The sequence below is a fragment of the Nocardia terrae genome, from assembly GCF_009760405.1.
GTDB lineage: Bacteria > Actinomycetota > Actinomycetes > Mycobacteriales > Mycobacteriaceae > Nocardia > Nocardia terrae.
In genome coordinates, this window is sequence record NZ_WRPP01000007.1 from 436,216 (window position 1) to 462,650 (window position 26,435).

Sequence of the window (26,435 nt, forward strand, 5' to 3'; positions counted from 1 at the left end):
GGACGTGAACAACCCGCTGAATTTCATTCTCAACGCCCTGAGCCTGGGCTCGTCCTTCGCCCAGGGCATTCTCGGTCTCGGCAGCGATGTGATCGGCTTGTTCCAACTGTTCTCATAGGCGCGCGGCAGCCGGCGGTAAGGTCGCGGACATGCCCCGCGTCGCGATCGAGTACTGCACCCAGTGCCGCTGGCTGCTCCGTGCGAGTTGGATGGCCCAGGAATTGCTCACCACCTTCACCACCGATCTGTCCGAGGTGGCGCTGGTCCCGGGCGAGGGCGGCGTCTTCCGCATCACCGTCGACGGCGACCAGGTCTGGGAACGCAAGGCCGACGGCGGATTCCCCGATATCGCGATCCTCAAGCAACGCGTCCGCGACCGCGTGGCGCCGGGCCGATCCCTGGGGCATGCGGACAAGCAGGAGGCGTCACCGGCCGAGGGTCCGTAGCGGCTGCCGCCCGGCTAGCCGCAGCAGCCACCGCCGCAGCATCCGCCGCCACCCGAGGGCGCGGGAGCGGCCGCGGGCGCGGAACCACCGCGCGTCACCGTCCCGAACGTGGTCAGCAGCTTGACCGTGTCGTCATGCCCGGCCGGGCACGCCGTGGGCGCGGACGCCTCGGCCATCGGGCGGGTCTTCTCGAAGGTATCGCCGCACTCGCGGCACCGATACGCGTAACTCGGCACGCCCACAGCCTAAACGACGGGGCACGGCACGCTGACCGCTATCGCGCGGGCGGGCCCCGGTCACTCGGTACCCTCGATTTACGGAGTACGAGGAGGTCTGGAGTGAGCACTCGGTTCTTCGACACGCTGTCGGAACGTGACGGCGCGCCGGTGGCGCGGACCGTGTACGGCGAAGTGTCCGGTTCCATGGACGGGCGGGTCGCCGTGTGGCGCGGCATTCCCTACGGTGCGAGCACCGGCGGGCCGGGTCGATTCCGGCTGCCGCAGCCCCCGCAATCCTGGACCGGCGTCCGGGCCTGCGACGACTTCGGCGATGTCGCACCGCAATCTCCCGGCTTCACCCCGGTGGACGGCAGCCTGCGGATGGGCGAGGACTGCCTCTGGCTCAATGTCTGGGCTCCCGCCGACCCCTCCGATGAACCGCGCCCGGTCATGGTGTGGCTGCACGGCGGCGCGTTCTGCCTGGGCACCGCCGCCCAGGCCATCTACGACGGCAAGCGCCTGGCCGAGGTCGGCGAGGTGATCGTGGTCGGCGTGAACTACCGGCTGGGCGCGCTCGGCTTCCTGGACTTGTCCTCGCTCGGCGACGATTTCACCCCGAATCTGGGCTTGCACGATCAGATCGCCGCGCTGCAGTGGGTGCGCGACAATATCGCGGCCTTCGGCGGCGACCCCGGCAATGTCACGCTCTTCGGCGAATCCTCGGGCGCGGGCTGCGTGACCGCCCTGCTCACCTCGCCGCTCTCGGCGGGCCTGTTCCACCGCGCTATCGCCCAATCCCCGCCCGCCACCACGGTTTTCGGCCCCGAACGCGCCGCCGTGGTCGCCAAACGGTACCTGGAACTGCTCGAACTCACCCCCGACCGCTCGGCCGAGCTGCTCACCATGCCCGTCGAGCGCATGATCACCGCCGCGGGCACCCTGCTCGACGAGGTGCCGCTGCGCGAACCCGGCCGCCTGGCCGCGGCGCCCGTGGTGGACGGCAACCTGCTGCCCGCCTATCCGAGTGAGCGCTTCCAGCAAGGCCGTTCGCATCGGGTGCCGCTGATCATCGGCACCAACAAGGACGAGGCGTCGCTGTTCCGGCTGTTCCGTTCGCCCATCATGCCCGTCACCCCCGACGCGGTGAACGGCATGCTGCGCGGGGTGGCGGCCGAGCATCCGGGTCTGTCGCCGGAGCGGCTGGCCCAGATCGCGGCGGCCTACGAATCCAGCACGCCGCGCGGCGCGCTCACCATGTCCACCGACGCCGCCTTCCGCATGCCCTCGCACTGGGTGGCCGACGCCCATTCCGCGCACTCGCCGACCTGGATGTACCGCTTCGACCACGCCACCCCGATGCTCAAGGCGGCCCGGGTCGGCGCGGGGCACGCCACCGAATTGCCTTATGTCTTCGGCAATTTCGGCTCCTTCGACTACGACCCGACCTTCTGGCTCGGCGGACGCGCCGCGGCGCAGAAGGTTTCGGGCCGCATGATGCGCCGCTGGCTGGCCTTCGCCGGCTACGGCGTCCCGGCCGCCATCGACGGGTCCAAGCACTGGCGCCCCTACAGCGCCGCCACCCGGACCACCCTGGTCATCGACGCCGTGGACCGCCTGGTCGACGATCCCGACCACGACCGCAACAGCATCTGGGGCGACGACGTCGTCGGGTTCTACTGAACGACCGCGGTCGCGCGCTGCCCGAGCCGGGCGGGCATGTGCGCGTAGCCGTGCAGGGTGTAGAGCGGACGGCGCTGCGGCGCACCGGACAGCGCCAGGTTCGGGAAGTTGTCGAACAGGGACCGCAGCGCGTACACGCCCTCCATCCGCGCCAGGCTCGCGCCCAGGCAGGTGTGGATGCCGCTGGAGAACGTCAAGTGCTCCTTGGCATTCGACCGCGTGATGTCGAACCGGTTGGGGTCCTCGAACTTGTCGGGATCACGATTGGCCCCGGCCAGCGACATCACGATCACGGTGCCCGCCGGTAGCGTGAAGCCCCCGATCTCCGCGTCGCACAGTGCGATACGCGCGGTCATGGTCACCGGCGGATCGAAGCGCAGGATCTCGTCCACGGCCTGCGGCCACAGCTCCGGGTCCTCGCGCAGTTTGGCCAATTGCTCCGGATGCGACAGCAATTGGACGATGCCGTTGCCGATCAGATTGACCGTGGTCTCGAAGCCCGCGCCCATGAGCAGGCTCGCGGTGGCCTTCAGCTCCCGGTCGTCCAGATCGCCCGCGGTGACCAGGCTGCTGAGAATGTCCTCGCCCGGCTCGCTCCGCAGTTGCGCCAGATGCCCGTCCAGATAGCGGTCCATGACGCCCATGGCCAGATAGGCGTCGCGCCAGGTCCGCCACGAGATGCCGATATCGAGCAGCGGACTGCCGGCGTCACCCCAGGCCAGGAACTCGTCGCGCTTGTCCTGGGGGAAGCCCAGCATCTCGGCGATGATGGCGATCGGCACCTGCTGGGCGAAGTTCTCGATCAGATCGGCCGAGCCGTCCGGCGGTAGCGCGTTCAGCAGTTCGGCGGTCACCGACTCCACCCGGTCGCGCAGCCGCCCGATGGCGCGCGGGGTGAACGCCGCCGACACCGACTTGCGCAGCCGCGTGTGCTCGGGCGGATCCATCATCAGCATGGACGGCGGCTCCACCGGATTGGGTGGGGTCGGCGCCTTCTTCATGCTGTTGCGCAGCCACTGCGGCATATCCAGGCCGTCGGGGCCGAACGAACCGAATCTGTTGTCGCGCAGCATGGTTCGAATGAGATCGTAGTCCGTGGTCGCCGAGAAGTAGGCGCTGTGCACCAGGCGTCCCCGCGCCCGGATCGCCTCGATCTGCGGGTAGGGGTCCCGTAGCGCCTCCGGTGTGGTGATCAACCGCGCGAACGGGTTGTCGCCGCGAGCCTGCAGCCGCAGGAACCACCGCGCCCCACCCTGTTCGACCACCCAGCGTGTCCAATACCGTGGACTCATCATCGCCAGACTCCCTCGTCGTCGGATGCTTCCACGGTACGGAAGCCGTTGCGGGGGAGGAACATCCCGCGGAGGGAACCCGGTCTCCTACCCGGGTAGGAGTCAAGAACGCTGGACGGTGACCCTTTCCGAGGCGATGCGGCGTTCCCGCCCGCCCGGATCCTGATTGGCCACCTGCACCAGCGACGCGCCCGCGGCCAGCACCGCCACGAACCCGTCGATCAATTCGTCCGGGGTGTCCCACGAGCCGGTCGAGAGCACCCGGTCCTCGCTGGTGAACCCCTGTCGCGCCGCGGATTTACGGGCGCGTTCCAGCACTTCCGACACCGACGATCCGTCCAGCGCGCAGCCGATGCCGCCCGGCCGGAACTGGTCTCCGTGCACTCGCACCGAGGTCGCGTAATCAGTGATACCGACCGGAAGGTTCTTCACCGGCATCCCCATCGGATCCAGCGACAGCGCCGCCACCTCCGCGATCCCGTCGGCCTCGTCGATCCGGTCCGCGGTCACCAGCGCCAGCTCCGCGTCCGGATCGGCGTGCAGCACCACCTCGACGCCCGCCCACCAGCAGCCCAGCAGCACGGCCGCGGTCTGCCAGTGCGCCGGCAGCAGCACCGCCACCCGCGCCCCGGAGGACAGCCCGAACTCGTCGCGAATCATATTGGCGGTCTTGGCCGCCCAGTTGGCCAGCGTCAGCGCGGATAGCTCGATCCGCGCGCCGGTGGCGTCGTCGTAGAAGGTGATGCGCGGTCCCGCGGGATCACGGGCGAGGATGGGGTCGAGTACCGCTTCGGTGAGGGTCTCGTTCAGTTCACGCATTTCGGTCCGTTCGTACCGGCGTCGATGGGTGGGGCGGGCGGCACCGGGGTCGCGGTCGAACCACCTCCGGAGAAGTCGAACGTACTACTGCCCGTCGCCGAACCCGGACCAGAATAGTCACTCGCCAGCACCACCCGGACCGCCCCCTCGGGGAGTCCCGGCTCGGCCATCACCGGCAATCCGCCCAGCGCCTGCGCCACCGCGCGCGCCTTTTCCGAACCCGCCGACGCCGCCAGCACCCGGCTGCTCTGCACCGGCCCGCCGATCCAGTTGTCCACTGTCCCGGTACGGAATCCCTTGGCCGTCAACGCTTGTGCGGCCTGTCCGGCCAGCCCGCCGGTACCCGAGGCGTTGTACACGTCGACGGTGACCATGGACGGATCGATCCCGCCGTCACCCTCGCCCTCGTCGTCGCCGACCGCCTTGGCCACGAACTTCTGCACCGCCGGCGGATCCACCCGCACGACCGATTCGCCGTTGTCGGTCCAGCCGTTGAGATCCTTGACCGGAATGGTCTCGAACTTCACCTGCCCGCCGGAGAGGTCCTGCAGCTCGTGCAGGAAGCCGAGCACGTCCCAGCCGTCGTCGAGCACCACCGTGCGGCCCACGGCATTGCTGAGATCCTGCAGCCGGGACGGGCTGGTCAGCACCTTGGCGCTGAGCACCTGATGCACCAGCTGCGCCATGTACACCTGCTGGCGCACGATGCGGTCGATATCGCCGCGCGGCAGCTCGTGGCGCTGGCGCACGAAGCTCAAAGCCTGTGCGCCATTGAGCTTCTGCGGCCCGGCCGGAAAGTCCGCGCCCGACAGCGGTTCGTCCACCGGGTTGTTCAGGCACACCTCGACGCCGCCGACGGCATCGGTGAGCAGCACGAAGCCCAGCAGCCCGACCTCGGCGTAGTGATCGACGGTGATCCCGGTGAGGTTGGCCACCGACTTCACCAGTGCCTGCCGCCCGGCCTGCGTCGAGCGGCGGTCCGCCTCGGCGGGGGAGACGCCCTGGTCGATCAGCTTCTGCTGGGTGGTGAACTTGGTGACACCGAAGGCCGAATTGATCTTTCCCATCCCCAGCCCCGGAATGTCCACGTACGAGTCGCGCGGAATCGAGATCGCCGTGGCCGAACTGCCGTCATTGGGCACCCGGATGAGCACGATGGTGTCGGTATTGAGCCCGCCCTCGCCGTCGTCGCCCGCGTGCAGCATGGCCAATTCGTCCTGGGTGAGCGGATTCCCGTGCGCGTCGGTGCGCGAGTCGATGCCGACCATCAGGATGTCGGTCGCCCCATCGGACTTGCCGCCGCCCAGCCCGAGATTGCCGATCCGCTCGATACTGGACACCAGCTGATCCACGCTGTGCCAGCCCAGCCCGGTCACCACCAGTACCAGCGCCGCGACCGCCGCCGCCAGCACGCGACCCGGGGTGACCGGGAAACGCGAGCGGCGCGACGAGAGCGGCACGGATGCCCAGGAACTGTCCGGCAACCGATCGTCCTTTCGAAAGCGCGGGATTTCCCCCACTCTGCAGGCTAGTGGCGTTAACCAGCATGTTGCAGTAGCGCGGGCTCCGTGAGTCGTGCGACGTCGCCCGGATACCACCGCGCACCCGTGCCACACTTGCAGCCGTGAGTGCCGACAACACGAGTCCGACCAGGCTTTTGGTGACCGGAGCCGGCGGCCAGCTCGGTCGAGCGGTCATGGCGCTGGCGCCGGGGGCACGTGGGCTGTCCCACACCGATCTCGACATCACCGATCCGGAGGGTGTGCGCAAGGTCGTGGGCGAGGGGGACGTGCTGATCAACTGCGCGGCCTACACCGCCGTCGATCGGGCCGAAACCGAGGAGGCGGCCGCCTTCGCCATCAATGCCACCGGGCCGGGTGTGCTCGCCCGCGTCTGCGCGGAGGCGGGCGCGCGGCTCGTTCACGTCTCCACCGACTATGTGTTCCCCGGGACCGCGTCCCAGCCCTACGAACCGGACGATCCGACCGGTCCGTCGACGGTCTACGGCCGCTCGAAACTCGCGGGGGAGCAAGCGGTTCTGGAGTTCGCCCCGGACGCGCACATCGTCCGCACGGCCTGGGTCTACACCGGAACGGGCGCCGACTTCGTCGCCACCATGCGCCGCCTGGAACGCGAACGCGACACCATCACCGTCGTGAACGATCAGATCGGCTCACCCACCTACGCCCCGGATCTCGCGGCGGGCCTGCTCGAGCTGGCTGCCAAGCCCGCTGCCCCGCGAATCCTGCACGCCACCAATGCCGGACAAGCCAGTTGGTTCGATCTTGCCCAGGCGGTCTTCACCGGCCTCGGCGCGGACCCCGCCCGCGTACGGCCTTGCGGCACCGAGGATTTCCCGAGACCCGCTCCGCGCCCGGCATATTCGGTCCTTTCGGGCAATTCGTGGGCCGCCGCGGGCCTGTCGCCGCTGCGGCACTGGAAGCTGGCACTGAACGACGCACTGATAGCCATCTCCGACTATCCTGGGCCCCCGTGAGCCCCTCGGATTCTGTCGGACAGCCCCCCGCCGCGGCGAAAAAACCGCAGCTGGCAGTCGTCACGGTGACCTACTCGCCCGGCGAGCACCTGGAACACTTCATCAGCACGCTGACCACCGCGACCAGTGAGAAGCCGCAGGTCATCCTGGCCGACAACGGCTCGGTCGACGGCACCCCGGAACTGGCCGCAGAGGCCAACGCCCACGTGCGGCTGCTGCGCACCGGCGGCAATATCGGATACGGCGGGGCCATCAACCGCGCGGTCGCGGAGATCGACCCGGACATCGAATTCATCGTGATCGCCAACCCGGACGTGCGCTGGGGCACCGACTCCATCGACGAACTGCTGGCCGCCGCCCGCCGCTGGCCGCGCGCGGGCGCGCTGGGCCCGATGGTGCTCGAGCCGGACGGCAGCCGCTACCCCTCGGCGCGCTCGGTGCCGGGCATCGCCGACGGCGCGGGCCACGCCATCCTCGGGACCATCTGGCCCAAGAACCCGTGGACGCTGCGCTACCGCCAGGACAACGAGGCGGTTTCCGAGCGCTCGGTGGGCTGGCTGTCGGGTTCGTGCCTGCTGGTGCGACGCGCGGCCTTCGATTCCATCGAGGGATTCGATTCGCGCTACTTCATGTACATGGAGGACGTGGACTTCGGTGACCGCATGGGCAGGGCGGGCTGGCACAATGTGTTCGTGCCGTCCGCGGAGGTCACGCACGCCAAGGGGCACGCCGCGGGTCGTCACCCGGAAACCATGCTCCCGGCGCATCACGCCAGCGCCTATCGTTTCCAGGCCGACCGGCATCCGCACTGGTGGCAGGCTCCGCTTCGAGTCGCGCTGAAGGCTGGACTTGCGATTCGTTGCAGGCTTGCGGTTCGATCCGCACTGCGCGAACGTGATCGAAACAACGGTGTTTAACTTCAAGCACGGTTAGCATCGCGGGCGCGCATTCCTGACAACCTGACACAGGGGAGAAAATGGCGAACAGCGGTAGTACCGCCGGGTCTACGGACGCGGTGATCCTGGTAGGAGGCCAGGGCACCCGTCTGCGTCCGTTGACCTTGTCCGCCCCCAAGCCGATGCTGCCCACGGCCGGACTGCCGTTCCTGCAGCATCTGCTCGCCCGCATCGCCGACGCCGGGATCACGCACGTGGTGCTGGGCACCTCGTACAAGGCCGAGGTGTTCGAGGAGCACTTCGGTGACGGCTCCGAACTCGGACTCGAGCTCGAGTACGTCACCGAGACCGAACCGCTGGGCACCGGCGGCGGCATCCGCAACGTGCTGCCCAAGCTGCGGGCGGACACCGTCATGGTGTTCAACGGCGATGTGCTGGGGGGCACGGATCTGGGCGGGGTCCTCGAGACCCACCACGCCTCCGGCGCGGACGTGACCCTGCACCTGGTGCGGGTCAGCGATCCCCGCGCCTTCGGCTGCGTGCCCACCGACGAGAACGGCCGGGTCACCGCGTTCCTGGAGAAGACCCAGGATCCGCCGACCGACCAGATCAACGCGGGCTGCTACGTCTTCCGCCGCGAGTACATCGAGAAGATCCCCGCGGGCCGCGCGGTCTCGGTCGAACGGGAGACCTTCCCGTCGCTGCTGGCCGAGGGCGCGCACATCCAGGGCCACGTCGACACCTCCTACTGGCGTGACATGGGCACCCCGGAGGACTTCGTGCGCGGCTCCGCGGACCTGGTCCGCGGCATCGCCCCGTCCCCGGCCCTGCCCGGCCAACGCGGCGAATCCCTCGTCCACCCCGGCGCGGGTGTCGCCCCCGGCGCACTGCTCATCGGCGGCACCGTCGTCGGCCGCGGCGCCGAGGTCGGCGCCGGCGCCCGCCTCGACGGCGCCATCCTCTTCGACGGTGCCCGCGTGGAAGCCGGTGCCACCGTGGAACGTTCGATCATCGGCTTCGGCGCCCGCATCGGCCCCCGAGCCCTCGTCCGCGACGCCGTGATCGGCGACGGCGCCAACGTCGGCGCCCGCTGCGAACTACTACGCGGCGCCCGCATCTGGCCCGGCGTAGACATCCCGGACGGCGGCATCCGCTTCTCCACCGACGTCTAGCCAGCCCTCGAGACGGCCGTTCATCCCTCCGGATGGGCGGCCGTTTCGTCCGCTCGATACCGGTAATCGAGCACGGTGTCGTAATCGAGTGCCGCCAATAGTGATTCGCCGCGCGATGTGAGGCGGCACGACATTCGTGCCCGTGCGAGCGCCGGCGACGATCCCCCGCATCGCGCAACAGGCCGGGTGCGCGCTGACCGTACCCGGCGAGATGTCCAGCAGCGTGGCCGGCCGAGCGTGGTGTCGGAAGGCCATGGGTTCGCCGGTGTATTCGCGCTGTGCAGCACAGCGAGCGGATCGGCCCAGGGGCGGGGCTGTGTGCTGCGAGCGCCCGGGACAGCACGGCAGTCGGTGGTATCGAATCGGTATGTCCGCTGAGCTGCCATAATTGTCGCGTCACCCGATCACCTACGTGGAGTGAGGACAGATGACCGCCGATCCGATGCCGAGGGGTGATCGCCCTGTGCCGGACTGGCCGGTGCCACCCCCGGGCGGGTATTTCGCGGAAGACCTCGACCATATGCGTGATCTGCCCAGGCACACCGAGTTGATCGACGGGAGCCTCGTTTTCGTGAGTCCGCAGGCGATGTTCCATATGTGGGTCATCGGATTTCTCGATCGCGAACTGACTGCGCAGGCTCCCGACCACCTACTTGTCTGCCGGGAAATGTCGGTCACGCTGAGCCCCCGGCAGCGGCCCGAACCCGACATACTCATCGTCACGGCCGATTCGGTGAACGGCCCGCAACAGACTTCGTTTCTGCCTGTCGATGTGCTGCTCGCCGTCGAGGTCGTATCGCCGGATTCCATTGAGCGCGACCGGAAGCGGAAGCCCCTGCTTTACGCCGAGGCAGAAATCCCGCACTTCTGGCGGATCGAGAACTGCGACGGTCGGGCCGTTGTATACGTGTACGAACTGGACCCGGCAACAAAGGTGTACGAGCCGGCCGGCATCTTCCACGACCGGCTCCAGGTCAGTGTCCCTTTCCCGATCACCTTGGATCTCACCGAGGCCGCTCGTCCGAAGGGCGGTCGCGACAAGTAGCTTCGGATCGTTCGAGGCTCGGGTACGAGCGGATCGGCTACGCGGTCCGTTCTGGCGGAACTCGGTTGGCAACACGGTCCTTGGTCCGGATGATCAGACGGTGACTTCGGCCGACACCTCTGTCCGCTTGCCGCCGCTGTTCCGCCGATTCCTCGTGATCCGAGCCGTCTCGCTGGCAGGGAGTGCGATGACGCCGGTGGCGCTGGCGCTTGCCGTGCTGGATACCTCGGGGCGGCCGGGGGATCTCGGGATCGTGCTTGCGGCGCAGGTGATTCCGCATATCGGGCTGCTGCTGGTCGGTGGGGTGGTGGCGGATCGGGTGTCGCGGCGGGCGGTGTTGTTGGGGGCCAATCTGGTTCAGGGGGTGACGCAGGGCGCGGTGGCGGGGGTGTTGATCAGCGGGCATTACGGGCTGTTGGTGATCGCCGGGCTGGAACTCGTCAATGGGGCGGCGGGTGCGTTCGCCGGTCCGGCGCTGCGGGGGATCGTGCCGGAGTTGGTCGCGGAAGCTGCCCTGCAGCGGGCGAATTCGCTGCTGGCGGGGACACGGAATGCCACCAAGATTCTCGGGCCGACCCTGGCGGGGGTGCTGGTGGCCACGGTCGGCGGGGGCTGGGCGATCGCGGTGGACGCGGCGAGTTTTCTCGTCGCGGCAGCGCTGCTCGCCGGTCTGCGATTGGACCGGGGCTCGCGGATCTCGCGGGGCCCGGGTCTGTGGCCGGAGCTGCGAGCCGGGTGGCGGACGTTTCGGGGGATCCGCTGGGTGTGGGTGACCACGGTGGCGTTCTGCCTGATCAACCTGCTCTATACGGGAATCTGGCAGATCCTGGGCCCGGCCCTGACCCGGCAGCGGTCCGGAGACGCGGCGTGGGGACTGGTGCTCGGGGTGCGAGCGGTCGGATTACTCGTCATGAGCGCGCTGATGTACCGGTTCGCCTTCCGATACCTGTTGCGCGCCGGGCAGTTACTGGGTGTGTTCGGCGGATTCGGGCTGCTGGCCCTGGGATTCGGTGCGGGGCTGCCGACGGTGCTGGGATGCGCGTTCGTGGCGGGGATGGGATTCACCGCCCTCGATATCGCCTGGGAAGTCTCGGTGCAACAGCACGTTCCGCGCGCGATGCTCTCCCGCGTCTCCGCCTACGGTGATCTGCTGTCCTACATCGCGATTCCGGCCGGGCAGCTGGCGGTGGGCCCGCTGTCCGGCCGGTTCGGTGCGTACCCCGTCGCGTTGGCCGGTGGAATCGCGTTCGCCCTGGCGTCGCTCGTGCCATTGCTGGTGCCCGACGTCCGGAACCTCCCAGCGTGAGAATCCCTCACACGGTGACGGGAGTTGCGGCGGGAGCGGTGATTTCGGCGGTCCGGCCCTCGCGGATCAGCAGGAGTCCGGTGAAGGCGACCAGTGCGGCGGTGAGGCCGTGGACGCCGAAGGCCGTTGTGGTGGAACCGTGGTGGCGCAGGATGCTCAGCATGTCGTTGGCCGGGATGACCGACTGCACCAGCATGGCGATGCCGAGGGCGTAGCGCTGGCGGGTGGCGAGCAGGGCCACGATGAGCAGGCCCGCCGCGACATCGCGGCCGCCCTTCACGCTCAGGAAGTCGGCGGCTTCGCCGGTCGGGTAGGCGCGAAAGCCGAAGGTGGGTGCCATGGCCTGCGGGTCGGACAGGTACCGGACGCCGATGTAGCTGATGAAGCCGGCTCCGGCGAGGGCGAGACCGGTGGCGATGCGGGAGGCGAGGCGTGAGGTGGCCATGATTTCCACTCCATAATCTAGCGTTGCTAACTGATGAAGCAACGCTAACTCATGCATGGATAGCTTGTCTAGCGGTGCTAGAGTTTTCGTCATGAGCGCCATCCAGACCCGTAAGGAACGAGAGCGCGCCGAACGCCGGCAGCGCATCGTCGACACCGCCCGCGAGATCGCCGAGACCGACGGCTGGGACGCGGTGACGGTCCGCAAACTCGCGGACCGCATCGAATACAGCCAGCCCGTGCTGTACAGCCATTTCGCGGGCAAGGACGCCATCGTCTCGGCCGTCGCCCTGGTCGCCGCCGCCGAATTGACCACGGTCATCCGGGAGCTGCGCGAATCCGCGGACACGCCCGAACAGGGGCTGCGGGCGGTCATCCAGGGCTATCTCGACTTCGCCCGCGACAGCGCCGCGCTCTACGACGCCCTGTTCCTGCTGCGCACGGACCTGAAGTTCGGCCCGGAGGCGCCGCAGGAGTTGAAGGACGCGTTCCTGGAACTGCTGCTCACCTTCGCGCCGTTCGCGCCGCCGCACGATGTCGAAACCTTCACCGAGGTCGCCTGGAGCACCCTGCACGGGCTGGCCACCCTGGACCGAGGAGGTCGGCTGCGGCCCGACTTTCGCGCCCAGCGAATGGAAGTACTGGTCGCCCAATGGGTTCGCGGTGACTGATCCCACGGTTGCGCCGCCGTGCGGCGGCGCGGGCCTACTCTGAATCCATGGCTGACGCTGTGGTGGTCGGATCGGGTCCCAACGGGCTTGCGGCGGCGGTGATCCTGGCGCGCGCGGGGCTCGACGTGGAGGTGTACGAGGCCGCCGACACCGTCGGCGGCGGGTGCCGCACGGGGGAGGTGACGCTGCCCGGGTTCCACCACGACCTGTGCGCGGGGGCGCATCCCATGGCGGTGGCCTCGCCGTTCTTCCGGGCCTTCGACCTGAAGGCCCACGGGGTCGAACTGCTCACCCCGCAGGTGTCCTACGCGCATCCCCTCGATGGCGGGCGTGCGGGGTTGGCCTGGCGCGACCTCGGGCAGACCGTCGACGGGCTGGGCCGCGACGGCCGGGCCTGGAACCGGCTGTTCGGACCGCTGGTGCGGAAATGGGAGGACCTGGTCGCGCTGATCATGTCGGACCTGCGCCCGCCGCCCATCGACCCGACCGGGGTGCTGCGCGCGGACCCCGGCATCGAACTGCGCCTGCTGCGCCGCCTCATCGAACAGTCGACACCGCTGTGGGACATGCGGTTTCGCGAGGACGTCGCGCCCGCCCTGTTGACCGGTGTGGCCGCGCACGCCATCCGTCCGCCGCGCAGCATTCCCGGCGCGGGGGTCTCGCTGCTGCTGGGCACGCTCGCCCACGTGCGCGGCTGGCCGGTCCCGCGCGGGGGCAGCCAGGCCATCGTCGATGCCCTGGCCGACGATCTGAAGACGCACGGCGGGCGTATCTTCACGGGACACCGAGTGGATTCGCTGGACGATTTCGCCGATGTCCGAGCGGTTCTGCTCGATATCGCACCGGCCGAACTGCAGCGCATCGCCACGCTCCCGGCGCGATACAACTTCGCGCTCAACAGGTTCCGGTACGGGGGCGCGGCCTGCAAGGTCGACTTCGCGCTGTCGGGACCGGTGCCCTGGCAGGCGCACGGGGTCGACCGGGCGGGCACCGTGCACGTGATCGGCAGCCGCGCCGAAGCCGTCGCCGCCGAAAAGGCCGTTGCCGCGGGAAGACTCGCCGACAGCCCCTACGTTCTCGCGATCCAGCCCGGCGTCGTGGACCCCACCCGTGCGCCCGCGGGCAAGCACACCTTCTACACCTACACCCACGTGCCCAACGGCTCCACCGAGGACATGACCGAAGCCGTCACCGCCCAGATCGAACGCTTCGCACCGGGCTTCCGCGATCTGATCCTGGCCACCCATGTCCGCACGGCGGCCACCATGCCCGCCCACAATCCCAACTACATCGGCGGCGACATCTCGGCGGGCGAGGTGACGGCTCGGCAGACCGTCTTTCGTCCGGTGCCGCGCTGGAATCCGTACGCGACTCCGTTGTCCGGCGTGTACCTGTGTTCCGCCGCGACGCCGCCGGGACCGGGTGTACACGGCATGAACGGCTATTACGCCGCTCGCCACGCACTGCGCAAGGAGTTCGGCGTCCTGACCGAACCGCTCGAACTCCTCACCGACCACTGGCGCATCTGAGCGCCTCGCGTCACCGAATCCGCGGGCGCGGTGGCCACATCGGTGGCCTTCGGCGGCCCGCGCTTCTCGCGTGCGGGTGGGAGGGGTTCGGACATGCCCATCGGCCCCGCACGCCGCTGCTACGCTCCCGGCATGGCCGGTTATTCGGGCACACCACTGCCGCGCAAGCTCGGCATCAAGCCCGAGTTCCGGGTGCTGTTGGCCGGTGCCCCTGCGGATTTCGACCTCGGGGAGCTGCCCGCCGGCACGGAGGTGCACCGTCGTGCGGCCGCCGGTCCCTACGACGTGATTCTGGGATTCTGTCCCGACCGGGCCACCCTGGCGCGCCGTTTCACCGGGTGGCGCGGGCGCCTGGCCGTCGACGGCGGACTGTGGCTGGCCTGGTTGAAGAAATCCAGCGGCGTCCCCACCGATCTCGGTGAGAACGCCGTGCGCGAGTACGGGCTGGCGCAGGGCCTGGTCGACAACAAGGTCGCCGCGATCGACGATTCGTGGTCGGGACTGCGCTTCGTGGTCCGCCGCGCCGATCGCTGACTACAGTTCGGCGGGCTGGGTCCGGTACAGGTCCGGTTCGATGTAGATGACCCGGGCTGCGGGGACCTGGGTTCGGATGCGGGATTCGGCGTCGTCGATGGCCGTGGCGATATCGGTGATCTCGAGGCCGGGGACGATGGAAACCTTTGCGGCCACCAGCATCTCCTCGGGGCCGAGGTACTGGGTGCGGAGGTGGATGACCCGGTCGATGCGGGTGCCGTCGACCAGGGAATCGCGGATCTTGCGATCCTCATCGGGGGTCGCGCCCTCGCCGATCAGCAGGCTCTGCATCTCGATGATCAGGATTACCGCGATGGCGCCCAGCAGGATTCCGATGGCCAGGGTGCCCACGCCGTCCCAGATCGGTTCGCCGGTGACCATGGTCAGGGTGATGGCGGCGAACGCGAAGATCAGGCCGATGAGGGCGCCGGAGTCCTCCAGCAGCACCACCGGCAGTTCGGGGTTGCGCGAGTTGCGGATGAAGCGCCACCAGCTGGCATTGCCCTTGAGCGGGGTGGATTCGCGCATGGCGGTGGTGAAGCTGTAGCCCTCCAGCAGGATCGCCAGGCCCAGGATGGCGATGGCGACGATCGGATTGGAGAGTTCTTCGGGGTGCTGGATCTTGTGGATGCCTTCCCAGATCGCGTAGAGCGAGCCGAGGGCGAAGATCACCAGGGCGACCACGAAGGAGTAGAAGTAGCGGTTGCGGCCGTAGCCGAAGGGGTGGAGTTGGTCGGCTTCCTGCTCGGCTCGGCGCTGACCCAGCAGGAGCAGCGCCTGGTTGGAGGTGTCGGCCATCGAGTGCACCGCCTCGGCCAGCATGGAGGCCGAGCCGGTGATGGCCGCTCCGACGAATTTGGCCGCCGCGATTCCGGCGTTCGCGCTGAGCGCCGCCAGGATGGCCTTCTTACCGCCGCCCGCAGACAAAGAAACCGCCCCTTCCCGTATCGATCAATGTCCGTTTTGTCCTAAACGTGCTTGAACGGGAGAGCCTACAGTTCGGTCGCTACTCCTCGCCTACCGCGGCGCAGAACAGTTGTGCGGGGCCGTCGACGGACTGGGCCCGGATACCGCCGTCGGCGGCCGAGATCCAGGCCGCGTGACCGCATTCCACGATCAGGTCGTGATTGCCCTGGAACATCTTCACCCGGCCGTGGGTCACCAGGGCGATGACGGGGCCGGTCTGCACCACCGGAACCGGCTCCGCGTGCTCGGCCAGTTCGAAACGGCTGAGCGCGAATTCGGGGGCGGGGGTGTGATAGCGGAAGACGCTGTCGGAGGTCTGCTCGGGGGTGACGATCGGCAGATCCAGGGGTTCGAAGTCCAGGACGCGCAGCAGCTCGGGGACATCGACGTGCTTGGGGGTCAGGCCGCCGCGGAGCACATTGTCGGAGTTGGCCATGATCTCCACGCCCACGCCGCGCAGATACGCGTGCAGGTTCCCGGCGTCCAGGAACAAGCCCTCGCCGGGCTCCAGGGTGATGCGGTTGAGCAGCAGCGCCGCGAGTACTCCGGCGTCGCCGGGGTAGGCCTCGGCGAGTTCCAGTGCGGTGCGGATCTCAGGGACGAAATCCTTGCCGGTGGTACCGGTTCGGGCCTCGGACAGATAGCGCACGCAGCCGTCGAGGACCTTGGGGAGCAGGGTGCTCAGGCTCGCCTGGGGGAGTGCGATCCAGGTGGTGAACAGGGTGCGCAGACCGGCCGAGTCGGGCTGGGCGGCCAGCAGTTCGGCGTACTGGCTCAGCTCGGGGACGTCGAGGGCGTTGAGCAGGCGCACGGTCCGGCGGGGGTCGCGGAAACCCGCCAGGGCCTCGAAACGGTTCAGCGCCACGACCAATTCGGGCTTGTGGTTCTCGTCGCGGTAGTTGCGCATCGGGGAGTCGATGGCGACTCCGGTCTGGTTCTCCCGCGCGAAACCCGCCCGCGCCTGCTCGATGCTGGGGTGCGCCTGCAGCGACAGCGGTTCCTCGGCGGCCAGGATCTTCAGCAGGAACGGCAGCCGGCCGCCGAATTCGCCCGCCACGGGGCCGAGTTCGTGTTGCGGGTCGGCGCGGACCAGCTCCAGCAGGGATTCGCTGTGCCCGTTGATCTGTACGCGCGCGGGATCGGCGGGGTGTGCGCCGAACCAGAGTTCCGCTTCCGGATGTGCGGATGGAACCGGTCGTCCGCACAGCTGAGCGAGCGCGGTGCGCGAGCCCCATGCGTAGGAACGCAGCGCACCAACGAGTTCGTGCACTAGTAATTGCCCCCGTCGTAGTGTCCCGGTCCGGTGGCCGGGCGGGAACCGAGTAGTCGAAGATACGCGGCGGACATTTCCAGCCGGAGTGCCAGTACCGCAAGCTTTTCGAGCTCACTGCCCCGCGGCGCGAGTGCGGGTTGCGTCTCTTCGCCCGCCTCGCGAGTGGAGACTTCCGCGTCGAGGGTCACCAGGTCGGCGTCCACGAGTCCGGCGTCGGAGCCGAAGACCGCCAGGCGACGGCGCGCGACCACCTCGTCGGAGTCGGCGCTCACCACCAGGATCCGGATCTGTTCCACCGGTGCGGGGCCGTCGAGCTCCTCGTCGTGGAACAGCGGGTCGAAGCCGGGCGCCGCGACGCCCGCGGCTTCGATGAGTCGGCCGTGTGCGGCAATGGCTTCGGACAGGGTGACGCCGGTGACGATCTGTCCGGCGGCGGCCAGCAGGACCTCGGCACCATGTTCGGCGACGATCGCGGCGGCGGGCGAGTCACCGGCCAGCAGCATCCGCTTGCGCTGGTGCATGCGGGTCGCCAGGGTCTTGGCCGGATTGTGGAAGACCTCGTTCTGGGGGCCGTCGCGCAACGCCTCGGCGTCGAGCAGGTCTGCGAGAGCGTTCAATTCGGGCACCAAGGGGCCGACGCGGTGCGGGTCGAGGGTGGTGATCACGGCTATGCCCGCTGCCAGATACCGCAGCATGCGGTTGTGGTCGAGGACGGGCACCCGGGGAGCGAGGATGGTGGCGCGGCCCGCGGCGGCGGCCCGGATCGGGCCCTCGTCGGGAGCGGCCACGACCACCGCGGCACCCCGGCGCAGGGCGCGGTCCACGGATTCCGCCAGCTGCGGGTCACCCGCGTCGTCGCCCGCGACGAGCACGACGTCCAGCGGGCCGACCCACGGGGGGATCGACGTCGCCTGCACCAGCGGCATGCTGGTGCTGTTTCCGAGAGCGGCGATGAGCAGCGAGGCCGCCCGCGCGGCGCGGCCGCTGCCGGAAACGAATATCAGGCTGCGCGGCCGCAAGTCGGTCAGCCGGCCGAAGGCATCCTCCGCCAGTGCCGCGGCGGTCGCCCGCACCTGGGCGCCCCCCGAAGCTGCGGAGCGCAAAGCACCCCCGGCGTCGGCCGCCTCCAGCGAGGCGACGTCATCGAGGTCGAGTATTGGTGTCCCAGCGATCATCGGGCGTTGCCACCTCCCCTCATCGGGTCACCAGACGCTGGTGAATCCAAGCTCTGTGATTCCACTATTCCAGTCAGGCGCGGACGATGCTCAGGATCTCGGTTACGAGTGCGTCTACTTCGTCCTGCGAACGTGCTTCGACATTGAGCCGCAGCAGCGGCTCGGTATTGCTGGCGCGCAGGTTGAACCACGCGCCGTCGGCCAGCTGCACCGTCACGCCGTCCAGCCGATCGACCGATTTCGCCTTGGTACCGAACGCTTCCAGAACCGCTTGGGTGCGTTCCTTGGCATCCGCCACTGTTGAGTTGATCTCTCCGGAGGACGCGTATGTTGCATACGCCGAACCCAATTCCGACATCGGGCGGTCCTTCTCGCCCAGAGCCGCCAGCACGTGCAGGGCCGCGAGCATGCCGGAGTCGGCGCCCCAGAAGTCGCGGAAGTAGTAGTGCGCCGAGTGCTCGCCGCCGAAGATCGCTCCGGTGGCGGCCATCTGCTGCTTGATGAACGAGTGGCCGACGCGGGTGCGCACCGGGGTGCCGCCGAGCTCGGCCACCAACTCGGGCACGGCCTTCGAGGTGATCAGGTTGTGGATGACGGTGGCGCCGGGCTCCTTGGCCAGCTCGCGCTCGGCCACCAGGCCGGTGACGGCGCTCGGGGAGACCGGGTCGCCCTTCTCGTCCACCACGAAGCAGCGGTCGGCGTCGCCGTCGAAGGCCAGGCCGATGTCGGCGCCGGTCTTGCGGACGTAGTCCTGCAGATCGACCAGGTTCTTCGGATCCAGCGGATTGGCTTCGTGATTGGGGAAGCTGCCGTCGAGTTCGAAGTACAGGGGCTCGATGGTGAACTGGGGCAGGGTGCCCAGCACGGCGGGGACGGTGTAGCCGCCCATGCCGTTGCCGGCGTCGACCGCGATGCGCAGCGGGCGCGAGGTGGACAGGTCGACCAGCTTGTGCAGGAAGTCGGCGTAGGCCTGCAGCAGGTCCTGGCGGGTCTCGGTGCCGCGCTCGCCCTCGAAGGCGGGGACGCCGGCGATGACCTCGTCGGTGATGGTGGCCAGGCCGGTGTCCTGTCCGACCGGCAGCGCCTTGGCCCGGCACAGCTTGATGCCGTTGTACTTGGCGGGATTGTGGCTCGCGGTGAACATGGCGCCGGGGCAATCCAAGTGACCGGAAGCGAAATAGAGCTCGTCGGTGGAGGCCAGGCCGATGTGGATGACATCGAGGCCCTGGGCGAGCACACCCGCGGCGAAGGCGGCGGCCAGGCCCGGGGAGGAGTCGCGCATATCGTGACCGATGACGATGCGCTGCGCGCCTTCGGCGCGCATCAGCCGGGCGAAGGATCCGGCGACGTCCCGTACGAAGTCCGCGTCGATCTGTTCACCGACCACTCCGCGAACGTCGTATGCCTTGATAACTGCTCGAACTGACTCGGCGGACCGGGCGACTGTCATGGGGACCACCCTAGTAGCTGTCCGTTTCACGCTGTATTCGGCGCTGCCCATATTTTGTGGGGCTACGTCAGTTGGGCGGGTCGGGTAGGACTCGTAGGTGGCCGCGTCTGCCGGTCCGGCCCTGCCGGGTCGGGCGGGGCTGGGCCGGTGCGTAGTCGGTGTAGCCGCGCGGGTCGGGTTCCGGTGTGCGGCGGCGCAATCCGGCCTCGCGCACGGCCTCGGCCAGGGCGGTCAGATCGTCGTCGTCGGGGGTGGAGCTGGAAAACCCGCCCTCGTGCCGGACCAACTCCCATCCCTTGGGCGCCGTGATCCGGGAGGCGTGCGTTTCACACAGATCCCAGGAGTGCGGTTCGGCGACCGTGACCAGCGGACCCACGACTGCCATCGAGTCGGAGTACACATAGGTCAGCGTCGCGACGGCCGGGTTTTTGCAGCCTGGTCGGCAGCAACGACGCATGGGGATCACGCCATGCAGGGTAACCCCCCTCACGCTCCCATGGACACAGACACGCGCAATGAACCCCGTCTCACCGGAAGGGTTAGATTCAAGGTATGACCCGTTCACGTAAGAGGCGGCCGCCCACCGCGCGGTCGGTCATCCGCCGCGGGCGGGGTGTGCGCGGGCCGATGTTGCCGCCGACGGTCCCGGCCCGGCGCACTCGCGGCCAGGAGTTCGACCGGTTGGTGCTGGAGGCGTTCGCGCCGCTGGAGAGCCGCTGGCACGAGCAGCTCACCAAGCTCGACATCGCCGTCGACGATGTGCCGAAAATCCGTCCGCTGCACCCGGATTCGGTGACGTGGCCGGACGAGGTGGTGGCCGACGGGCCGGTGCCGTTGTCCCGGCTGATTCCGGCCGGCGTGGACCGTTACGGCATGGCTACCCGCGCCCGAGTCGTGTTGTTCCGCAAGCCGTTGGAGCTGCGGGCGCAGGATCCCGACGATCTGGTCGACCTGCTGCGCGAGGTGCTCGTGCAACAGATCGCGACCTATCTCGGGGTCGATCCCGACATCATCGACCCTGAACCGGAGTAAGGATCCGGGCCCGCAACGGCCCGGAATCACCCTCGGCTACAACAACTTTCAGATGATGCCGCGCTTGAGGCGACGGCGCTCACGCTCGCTGAGGCCGCCCCAGATGCCGAAGCGCTCGTCGTTGGCGAGTGCGTACTCCAGGCACTCGTCGCGGACCTCGCAGCCCAGGCAGATGCGCTTGGCTTCCCGGGTCGAGCCGCCCTTCTCGGGGAAGAACGCCTCGGGGTCGGTCTGGGCGCACAGCGCCCGTTCCTGCCATTGCTCGGCTTCGGTCATCTGGCGACCGCCGCGCGAAAAAGCGTCGAACATATCCTCGCCACCGGTGACGATCAGGCTCAGCCGCGGTGGTTCGGGCTGGTAGGCGGCTCGCGCCCACTGTCCGCCCCCCGGCCGCGCAGTCGTCATCGGTTCACCCCCCTCGTATCCGTTCCGTTCGTCGGCGCAGAAGTCAGGTGCTGCGCCAGTCGTGGAATCGGTTTGCGATACACCGCCCGGAATGCCCGACGGGGCCAGCTCATCGGCCATCGCTCCGCCTCCTCACTGTGTGTTAGCGCAGAATGATTAATCCGTCGGAGCCGATCCCACCGACGGCCCAACACCGCGGCGTAGTCCCGCGGCCATCCCCGAGCTTGGCGTCACCCCGGTGCGAACAGTTGTTCGAAAACCCGTCCGCGCCTTGCACTCTCACGCGGACCCGGAATGACATGCCTGTGATTAGACACGCCGGGAGCGGCGATGGTCAAGCTGCCGAAGCAATTCCGTTACCATCTCCGGCCCCTCTTACCCGTGTTCCCGCAGATCAAACAGCAAATTCATAGCAAATGATCTGTTATCGGGCATCCCCGGCTGAACGCATAGGCTGTGCGGATGTGACTCGAGAACAAGCGGACACCGCACCCGGCACCGGCCTGCGGATCGCCGTACTGGTCGGCGGAGTCGGCGGCGCGCGGTTCCTGATGGGCGTGCGCGAGCTGCTGCCCGGAGCCGACACCACGGCCATCGTCAATGTCGGCGACGACGTCTGGATGCACGGGCTCCGCATCTGCCCTGACCTGGACACCTGCATGTACACCCTGGGTGGCGGCATCGATCCCGAACGCGGCTGGGGGCACGCGAACGAGACCTGGCACGCCAAGGAGGAGCTGGCGAAATACAACGCTCAGCCCGATTGGTTCGGGCTGGGGGATCGCGATATCGCCACCCATCTCATCCGGACCGAAATGCTGCGTCAGGGATACCCGCTCTCGGCGGTCACCGAGGCGCTCTGCAATCGGTGGCAGCCGGGCGTGAAACTGCTTCCGGCAACCGACGATCGTTGTGAAACACATGTAGTTATCGGGGACCCGGAGAACCCTGGCGAACGCCGCGCGATCCATTTCCAAGAGTGGTGGGTTCGGTACCGGGCGAACGTCGAGACCCATGGATTCGTGACTATTGGGGCAGATGCTGCGAAACCGGCCCCTGGTGTGACGGAAATCATAGAGTCGGCGGACGTGATCCTGCTGGCCCCTTCCAACCCCGTAGTGAGCGTCGGAGCCATCCTGTCGGTTCCGGGCATTCGCGGCGCACTGCGCACAACGGATGCGAAGATCGTGGGGCTTTCGCCCGTTATCGGCGGAAAACCGTTGCGGGGCATGGCGGATGAGTGCCTGTCGGTGATCGGCGTGGAGACGACCGCGGAGGCCGTGGGCAACTACTACGGAGCGCGATCGGGCACCGGCATCCTCGACGGCTGGCTCATCCACACCGGCGACACCGCCGATGTCCCCGGTGTCGAGGTGCGCGCCGTTCCCCTGCTCATGACCGATCCGGCCACCACCGCCGAAATGGTTCGCGAGGCGTTGGATATCGCGGGAGTCAAGCCGTGACAATGGATTCCGTGAACCCGCTCGCCGATCACGCCGCCGGCGGCGAACTGCGCATCCTGCCCGTCACCGGCCTGCCCGAGTTCCGGCCGGGCGACGATCTCGCCGAAGCCATTGCGGCGCAGGCGTCTTGGCTGCGTGACGGGGATGTGCTGGTGGTGACCAGCAAGATCGTGTCGAAGGTCGAGGGGCGCATCGTCGTGGCGCCGGAGGATCCGGACGAACGCGACGCCGCGCGGCGGAAGCTCGTGCTGGAGGAATCGGTGCGGGTGCTGGCGCGCAAGAACCGCACCCTGATAACGGAGAACCGGCTCGGCATCGTGCAGGCGGCCTCGGGCGTCGACGGGTCGAATGTCGAGCGGGGCGAACTGGTGCTGCTGCCGGTGGATCCGGACGAGTCCGCCAAGGCGCTGCGCGCCGCCCTCGCCGAGCGGCTGGGCGTGCAGGTCGCGGTCGTCATCACCGACACCATGGGCCGGGCCTGGCGCAACGGCCAGATCGACGCCGCCATCGGGTCTTCCGGGCTGCGGGTGCTGCACGACTACAACGGCGCGGTGGACGGGCAGGGCAATGAACTGCACGTCACGCTGGTCGCGATCGCCGACGAACTGGCCGCCGCCGCGGACCTGGTGAAGGGCAAGCTGGGCGGGGTGCCGATCGCGGTGGTGCGCGGATTCGACTACACCGACGACGGGTCCAGCGCGGCGGATCTGCCACGGCGCGGGGAGGACGATCTGTTCTGGCTGGGGACCGAGGAGTCCCTCGAGCTCGGGCGCAAACAGGCGGTGCCGCTGCGCCGTTCGGTGCGGCAGTTCGCCGACGTCCCCGTCGAGCCGGAGCTCATTCGGGAGGCGGTGGCCGCCGGGCTCACCGCTCCCGCGCCGCATCACACCCGGCCCGTCCGGTTCGTCTGGGTGCGCAAGCGCGGGCTGCGCGAGCAGCTGCTCGAGGCCATGGCCGAGAAGTGGCGGGTGGATCTGGCCGGGGACGGGAAGTCCGCCGAGAGCATCGAGAAGCGAGTCGCCCGCGGGCGCATACTCTTCGACGCTCCGGAGATCATCATTCCGTTCTGTGTGCCCGACGGGGCGCACGACTATCCGGACGAGACGCGGCACGCTGCGGAGCAGACCATGTTCACCGTGGCCGTCGGCGCGGCCGTGCAGGGTCTGCTGGTGTCGCTGGCCGTGCGGGGCGTGGGCAGCTGCTGGATCGGGTCCACCATCTTCGCGCCGGAGGTCACCCGCGAGGTGCTCGGGCTGGAGGCGGACTGGAATCCGCTGGGCGCCATCGCCATCGGGTATCCCCTCGACGAGATCGCACCGCGCGAGGCGCGGGAGGCCGGGATCGGGCTGGTCGAGCTGTGAGCGCGGAGTCGCTGCACAAGTCGGCCACCGAACTGCTCGAAACCTGGGATCCGGCAACGGGTCCGGAGCAGTCGATCCGGGAGGCCATGCTGGCGTTCCTGGGTTCCGCGCCGCGCGGGTGCCTGCGCGAGCACGCGGCCGGGCACATCACAGCCTCGGCCATCGTGCTGTCCCATGACGAGAGCCAGGTGCTGCTGACCTTGCATCCGCGAGTCGGCCGGTGGATCCAATTGGGCGGGCACTGCGAGGAATCCGACGATTCGGTCGCGGCGGCCGCGCTGCGGGAGGCCACCGAGGAGTCCGGAATCGAGGGCCTGGTGCTCGAGCCCGGGCTGTACGGGGCGCAGGCCCATCCGATCACCTGCTCGCTCGGCGTGCCCACCCGCCACCTCGATCTGCTGTTCAAAATCGTTGCCCCGCAAGGCGCTGTGCCGGTGCGCAGTTCGGAGTCCACGGATCTGGCCTGGTGGCCGGTGGACGGGCTGCCCGCCGATGCCGATGTCCTTTTGCGCTGAGTGAATCCATCCCTTCCCCGCCCTGGGGCCCCGTGTTACTGTCCGGTAGTACACGTTCTCAGGGCGGGGTGGAATTCCCCACCGGCGGTAATGGCATCCGGACCGATCCGGAACGCACGAGCCCGCGAGCGCCACACGGTTCCCAGAATCTAGTGGGTCGAGCAGATTCCGGTGTGATCCCGGAGCCGACGGTCACAGTCCGGATGAAAGAGAACGCGGGACCGGCGTATCCGCTCGCGCGGATGGGCCTGTTCGCGTTTTGCCCTGGGTGACATCGCGAACAGGAGGAATCCCCAATGTCACCCAATCCGAATCGCATCGCTCTGGTCGCCGCGCGCTGGCACAGCGAGATCGTCGACAAGGCGGTCGAGGCGGCCAAGGCCGGCCTGGCCGAGCGGGGGTACGCCGAGATCGAGGTGATCGAGGTGCCCGGCGCTTTCGAAATTCCTTTGCAGGTCAAGCGATTGGCGAACAGTGGCCGCTACGCGGCCGTCGCCGGTCTCGCACTGGTCGTGGACGGCGGTATCTACCGCCACGATTTCGTGGCCTCGACCGTGGTCGATGCGCTGATGCGGGTCCAGCTCGAGACCGATGTGCCGGTGTTCTCCGCTGTTCTCACCCCGCATCACTTCCATGAGCACGGTGAGCATCTGACCTACTTCACCCGGCATTTCGAAGTGAAGGGCGCGGAGCTGGCCAATGCCATCGCCGCGACCCTGGCGCTGGACGCTGTTCACGTCTAGCACCAGGGTCTGTGCGGGTTCCGCCGGAATATACGGGGGGAAAATATTCCGGCGGTCCCGGTTCCGCCCAGGGGTTGGGGTCAGGCGGGAACCAGGTCTTTGTCGGCGGGCTTGCCGGTCTCGGCGCCCGCGTGGTCGTCGACCATGGTCGACTCGTCGAAGGGGATCTCGCGGTTGAGGACCGCGGTCACCCGGGCCGGATCGATGGTCTTGGTCCAGGTGCCCACCAGCAGCGTGGCGACCGCGTTGCCCGAGAAGTTGGTCAGCGCACGGGCTTCGGACATGAACCGGTCGATGCCGACGATCAGGCCGACGCCGTCCAATAGTTCGGGGCGGTGGGACTGCAGGCCGCCGGCCAGCGTGGCCAGGCCCGCGCCGGTGACGCCGGCCGCGCCCTTGGAGGCCACGATCATGAACAGCAGCAGGCCGATCTGCTCGTGCCAGGACAGCGGCTTGCCCATCGCGTCGGCCACGAACAGCGTCGCCATGGTCAGGTAGATGGCGGTGCCGTCGAGGTTGAACGAATAGCCGGTCGGCACCACCACACCCACGGTGGTGCGGTCCACGCCGACGTGCTCCATCTTGGCGATCAGCCGCGGCAGGGCCGATTCCGAGGACGAGGTGGCGAAGATGAGCAGGTACTCGCGGGCCAGGTAGCGGACCAGCTTGAAGATGGAGTTGCCGGTGACCGCGCGCAGCAGGATGCCGAGGACGCCGAAGATGAACACGATGCAGGTCAGGTAGAACGCGACCATCAGCAGGGCCAGCTGCTTGACCGCGTCGAGCCCGGTGCGCGCCACCACGTTCGCCATCGCGCCGAACGCGCCGATCGGGGCCAGCCACAGGATCATGGTCAGGATCCGGAACACCAGCTTCTGCACCGAGGCCACCCCGCGCAGGATCGGCTCGCCCGCACTGCCCATGGCCTGGAGGCCGAAGCCCACCAGCAGCGCCACGAACAGCGCCTGCAGCACCTTGCCCGAGGTCAGCGAGGACAGCAGCGAGGTCGGGACGATGTCCTCGAGGAACTGCCAGGTGCCGCCCGCCGCCTTGGCGTCGGTCGCGTACTTGGTGATCTCCTTGGCGTGCGCGGCGACATTGAGGCCCGAGCCGGGATGCAGCAGGTTGCCGACCAGCAGGCCGATTCCGAGCGCCACCGTCGACATGACGAGGAAGTAGCCGATGGCCAGGCCGCCCACCTTGCCGACCTTGGCGGCCGCGCGGACCGAACCGATGCCCAGCACGATGGTGCAGAAGATGACCGGGGCGATCATCATCTTGATCAAGTTCACGAAGATCGTGCCGAGCTCGCCGACGCTCTTGCCGAAACCCGGAGCCAGCCAGCCGACCAGAACGCCCGCGACGACGGCCGCGATGACGGCCAGGTACAGCCAGTGGGTACGGTCTCGGCGCTGTCGTGTTGTGGTTTCGCTCATCGTGTTCGGTGCCTCCGGGGTGGGGTGTTCAGCACAGAATCTTGGTTGGCGGAGTGACGGCCGTCAC

26 protein-coding genes, 1 pseudogene and 1 riboswitch are annotated in these 26,435 nt (G+C 68.5%); of the genes and pseudogenes, 15 read left to right on the forward strand and 12 right to left on the reverse strand.

Annotated elements, in window-relative coordinates:
- Positions 1 to 149: 149 nt before the first annotated feature.
- The gene (locus GPX89_RS32905; protein ID WP_157391559.1) at positions 150 to 446 is read left to right on the forward strand and encodes a SelT/SelW/SelH family protein; all 297 of its coding nucleotides are present in this window, start codon (positions 150 to 152) and stop codon (positions 444 to 446) included.
- Positions 447 to 460: 14 nt separating this feature from the next.
- Here the strand turns inward: GPX89_RS32905 and GPX89_RS32910 are convergent, their stop codons facing one another.
- A complete protein-coding gene (locus GPX89_RS32910; protein ID WP_328602561.1) occupies positions 461 to 682 on the reverse strand; it encodes an FmdB family zinc ribbon protein in 222 nt (73 codons plus the stop codon).
- A gap of 102 nt (positions 683 to 784) precedes the next feature.
- Between GPX89_RS32910 and GPX89_RS32915 the strand changes: the two genes are divergently transcribed.
- Entirely contained in the window at positions 785 to 2,344 is a 1,560-nt protein-coding gene (locus GPX89_RS32915; RefSeq protein WP_407939509.1) for a carboxylesterase/lipase family protein, read from the forward strand.
- Here the strand turns inward: GPX89_RS32915 and GPX89_RS32920 are convergent.
- The 3 genes from GPX89_RS32920 to GPX89_RS32930 form a co-directional block, all read right to left on the reverse strand.
- A complete protein-coding gene (locus tag GPX89_RS32920; protein ID WP_157391674.1) occupies positions 2,338 to 3,636 on the reverse strand; it encodes a cytochrome P450 in 1,299 nt (432 codons plus the stop codon). The genes GPX89_RS32915 and GPX89_RS32920 overlap by 7 nt on opposite strands.
- 102 nt (positions 3,637 to 3,738) lie before the next feature.
- Complete coding sequence (locus GPX89_RS32925) at positions 3,739 to 4,455, reverse strand: TIGR03089 family protein (RefSeq protein ID WP_157391561.1); 717 nt, start codon at positions 4,453 to 4,455, stop codon at positions 3,739 to 3,741.
- Complete coding sequence (locus GPX89_RS32930) at positions 4,443 to 5,915, reverse strand: LCP family protein (protein ID WP_328602579.1); 1,473 nt, start codon at positions 5,913 to 5,915, stop codon at positions 4,443 to 4,445. The genes GPX89_RS32925 and GPX89_RS32930 overlap by 13 nt, the downstream gene beginning before the upstream one ends.
- A 164-nt stretch (positions 5,916 to 6,079) precedes the next feature.
- On the opposite strand from GPX89_RS32930, the gene rfbD reads away from it, so the two are divergent.
- From rfbD to GPX89_RS32955, 5 genes are all read left to right on the forward strand, one after another.
- Positions 6,080 to 6,952, forward strand: a complete 873-nt coding sequence (rfbD, locus tag GPX89_RS32935; protein WP_328602563.1) for a dTDP-4-dehydrorhamnose reductase — start codon at positions 6,080 to 6,082, stop codon at positions 6,950 to 6,952.
- Entirely contained in the window at positions 6,949 to 7,869 is a 921-nt protein-coding gene (locus tag GPX89_RS32940) for a glycosyltransferase family 2 protein (RefSeq protein WP_328602564.1), read from the forward strand. The genes rfbD and GPX89_RS32940 overlap by 4 nt, the downstream gene beginning before the upstream one ends.
- Before the next feature lie 59 nt (positions 7,870 to 7,928).
- On the forward strand, positions 7,929 to 9,020 hold the full coding sequence (gene manB / locus GPX89_RS32945; RefSeq protein WP_157391562.1) for a mannose-1-phosphate guanylyltransferase: 1,092 nt from the start codon (positions 7,929 to 7,931) through the stop codon (positions 9,018 to 9,020).
- A gap of 427 nt (positions 9,021 to 9,447) precedes the next feature.
- Positions 9,448 to 10,065, forward strand: a complete 618-nt coding sequence (locus tag GPX89_RS32950; RefSeq protein ID WP_157391563.1) for a Uma2 family endonuclease — start codon at positions 9,448 to 9,450, stop codon at positions 10,063 to 10,065.
- A 100-nt stretch (positions 10,066 to 10,165) separates the two neighbouring features.
- Complete coding sequence (locus GPX89_RS32955; RefSeq protein ID WP_198347705.1) at positions 10,166 to 11,371, forward strand: MFS transporter; 1,206 nt, start codon at positions 10,166 to 10,168, stop codon at positions 11,369 to 11,371.
- Between the two features lie 7 nt (positions 11,372 to 11,378).
- Here the strand turns inward: GPX89_RS32955 and GPX89_RS32960 are convergent, their stop codons facing one another.
- Complete coding sequence (locus GPX89_RS32960; protein WP_157391564.1) at positions 11,379 to 11,816, reverse strand: DUF4267 domain-containing protein; 438 nt, start codon at positions 11,814 to 11,816, stop codon at positions 11,379 to 11,381.
- A 91-nt stretch (positions 11,817 to 11,907) separates the two neighbouring features.
- On the opposite strand from GPX89_RS32960, the gene GPX89_RS32965 reads away from it, so the two are divergent.
- From GPX89_RS32965 to GPX89_RS32975, 3 genes are all read left to right on the forward strand, one after another.
- The gene (locus tag GPX89_RS32965) at positions 11,908 to 12,486 is read left to right on the forward strand and encodes a TetR/AcrR family transcriptional regulator (protein ID WP_157391565.1); all 579 of its coding nucleotides are present in this window, start codon (positions 11,908 to 11,910) and stop codon (positions 12,484 to 12,486) included.
- Positions 12,487 to 12,533: 47 nt separating this feature from the next.
- Positions 12,534 to 14,015 (forward strand): phytoene desaturase family protein, encoded by a 1,482-nt coding sequence (locus tag GPX89_RS32970; protein WP_157391566.1) that lies wholly within the window; start codon positions 12,534 to 12,536, stop codon positions 14,013 to 14,015.
- Between the two features lie 132 nt (positions 14,016 to 14,147).
- The gene (locus tag GPX89_RS32975; RefSeq protein ID WP_157391567.1) at positions 14,148 to 14,549 is read left to right on the forward strand and encodes a DUF3052 domain-containing protein; all 402 of its coding nucleotides are present in this window, start codon (positions 14,148 to 14,150) and stop codon (positions 14,547 to 14,549) included.
- Here GPX89_RS32975 and GPX89_RS32980 read toward each other — a convergent pair whose 3' ends face one another.
- The 5 genes from GPX89_RS32980 to GPX89_RS33000 form a co-directional block, all read right to left on the reverse strand.
- A complete protein-coding gene (locus GPX89_RS32980; RefSeq protein ID WP_157391568.1) occupies positions 14,550 to 15,476 on the reverse strand; it encodes a cation diffusion facilitator family transporter in 927 nt (308 codons plus the stop codon).
- 79 nt (positions 15,477 to 15,555) lie between these two features.
- Positions 15,556 to 16,785 carry a mannose-6-phosphate isomerase, class I gene (gene manA, locus GPX89_RS32985; RefSeq protein ID WP_328602565.1) on the reverse strand — a complete coding sequence of 410 codons (1,230 nt, stop codon included), beginning with the start codon at positions 16,783 to 16,785 and terminating at the stop codon, positions 15,556 to 15,558.
- Positions 16,785 to 17,963 (reverse strand): tobH protein, encoded by a 1,179-nt coding sequence (locus GPX89_RS32990; RefSeq protein WP_157391569.1) that lies wholly within the window; start codon positions 17,961 to 17,963, stop codon positions 16,785 to 16,787. Before GPX89_RS32990 ends, manA begins: the two co-directional genes overlap by 1 nt.
- Positions 17,964 to 18,036: 73 nt before the next feature.
- Positions 18,037 to 19,413, reverse strand: a complete 1,377-nt coding sequence (locus tag GPX89_RS32995) for a phosphomannomutase/phosphoglucomutase (RefSeq protein WP_157391570.1) — start codon at positions 19,411 to 19,413, stop codon at positions 18,037 to 18,039.
- 67 nt (positions 19,414 to 19,480) lie between these two features.
- Positions 19,481 to 19,870 carry a DUF3499 domain-containing protein gene (locus GPX89_RS33000; protein WP_157391680.1) on the reverse strand — a complete coding sequence of 130 codons (390 nt, stop codon included), beginning with the start codon at positions 19,868 to 19,870 and terminating at the stop codon, positions 19,481 to 19,483.
- Between the two features lie 95 nt (positions 19,871 to 19,965).
- Between GPX89_RS33000 and GPX89_RS33005 the strand changes: the two genes are divergently transcribed.
- Positions 19,966 to 20,445: a metallopeptidase family protein gene (locus GPX89_RS33005; protein WP_071812126.1), complete on the forward strand. Its 480-nt coding sequence runs from the start codon at positions 19,966 to 19,968 to the stop codon at positions 20,443 to 20,445.
- 48 nt (positions 20,446 to 20,493) lie between these two features.
- On the opposite strand, the gene GPX89_RS33010 is transcribed toward GPX89_RS33005, so the two are convergent.
- Positions 20,494 to 20,754, reverse strand: coding sequence for a WhiB family transcriptional regulator (locus tag GPX89_RS33010; RefSeq protein ID WP_198347715.1), 261 nt, complete (start codon positions 20,752 to 20,754; stop codon positions 20,494 to 20,496).
- 599 nt (positions 20,755 to 21,353) lie between these two features.
- Between GPX89_RS33010 and cofD the strand changes: the two genes are divergently transcribed.
- The 4 genes and pseudogenes from cofD to GPX89_RS33030 all read left to right on the forward strand — a co-directional run.
- Positions 21,354 to 22,313 (forward strand): 2-phospho-L-lactate transferase, encoded by a 960-nt coding sequence (cofD, locus tag GPX89_RS33015; protein ID WP_198347716.1) that lies wholly within the window; start codon positions 21,354 to 21,356, stop codon positions 22,311 to 22,313.
- Between the two features lie 2 nt (positions 22,314 to 22,315).
- Positions 22,316 to 23,674 carry a coenzyme F420-0:L-glutamate ligase gene (locus tag GPX89_RS33020; RefSeq protein WP_157391682.1) on the forward strand — a complete coding sequence of 453 codons (1,359 nt, stop codon included), beginning with the start codon at positions 22,316 to 22,318 and terminating at the stop codon, positions 23,672 to 23,674.
- Positions 23,671 to 24,189, forward strand: a complete 519-nt coding sequence (locus tag GPX89_RS33025) for an NUDIX hydrolase (protein WP_328602567.1) — start codon at positions 23,671 to 23,673, stop codon at positions 24,187 to 24,189. Before GPX89_RS33020 ends, GPX89_RS33025 begins: the two co-directional genes overlap by 4 nt.
- Positions 24,190 to 24,239: 50 nt before the next feature.
- Positions 24,240 to 24,408: riboswitch (FMN riboswitch) on the forward strand.
- A gap of 74 nt (positions 24,409 to 24,482) precedes the next feature.
- A pseudogene (locus GPX89_RS33030) lies at positions 24,483 to 24,932 on the forward strand (6,7-dimethyl-8-ribityllumazine synthase); the annotation flags it as partial.
- Between the two features lie 80 nt (positions 24,933 to 25,012).
- Here GPX89_RS33030 and GPX89_RS33035 read toward each other — a convergent pair.
- Entirely contained in the window at positions 25,013 to 26,368 is a 1,356-nt protein-coding gene (locus GPX89_RS33035) for a cation:dicarboxylate symporter family transporter (RefSeq protein WP_157391573.1), read from the reverse strand.
- Positions 26,369 to 26,435: the final 67 nt, after the last annotated feature.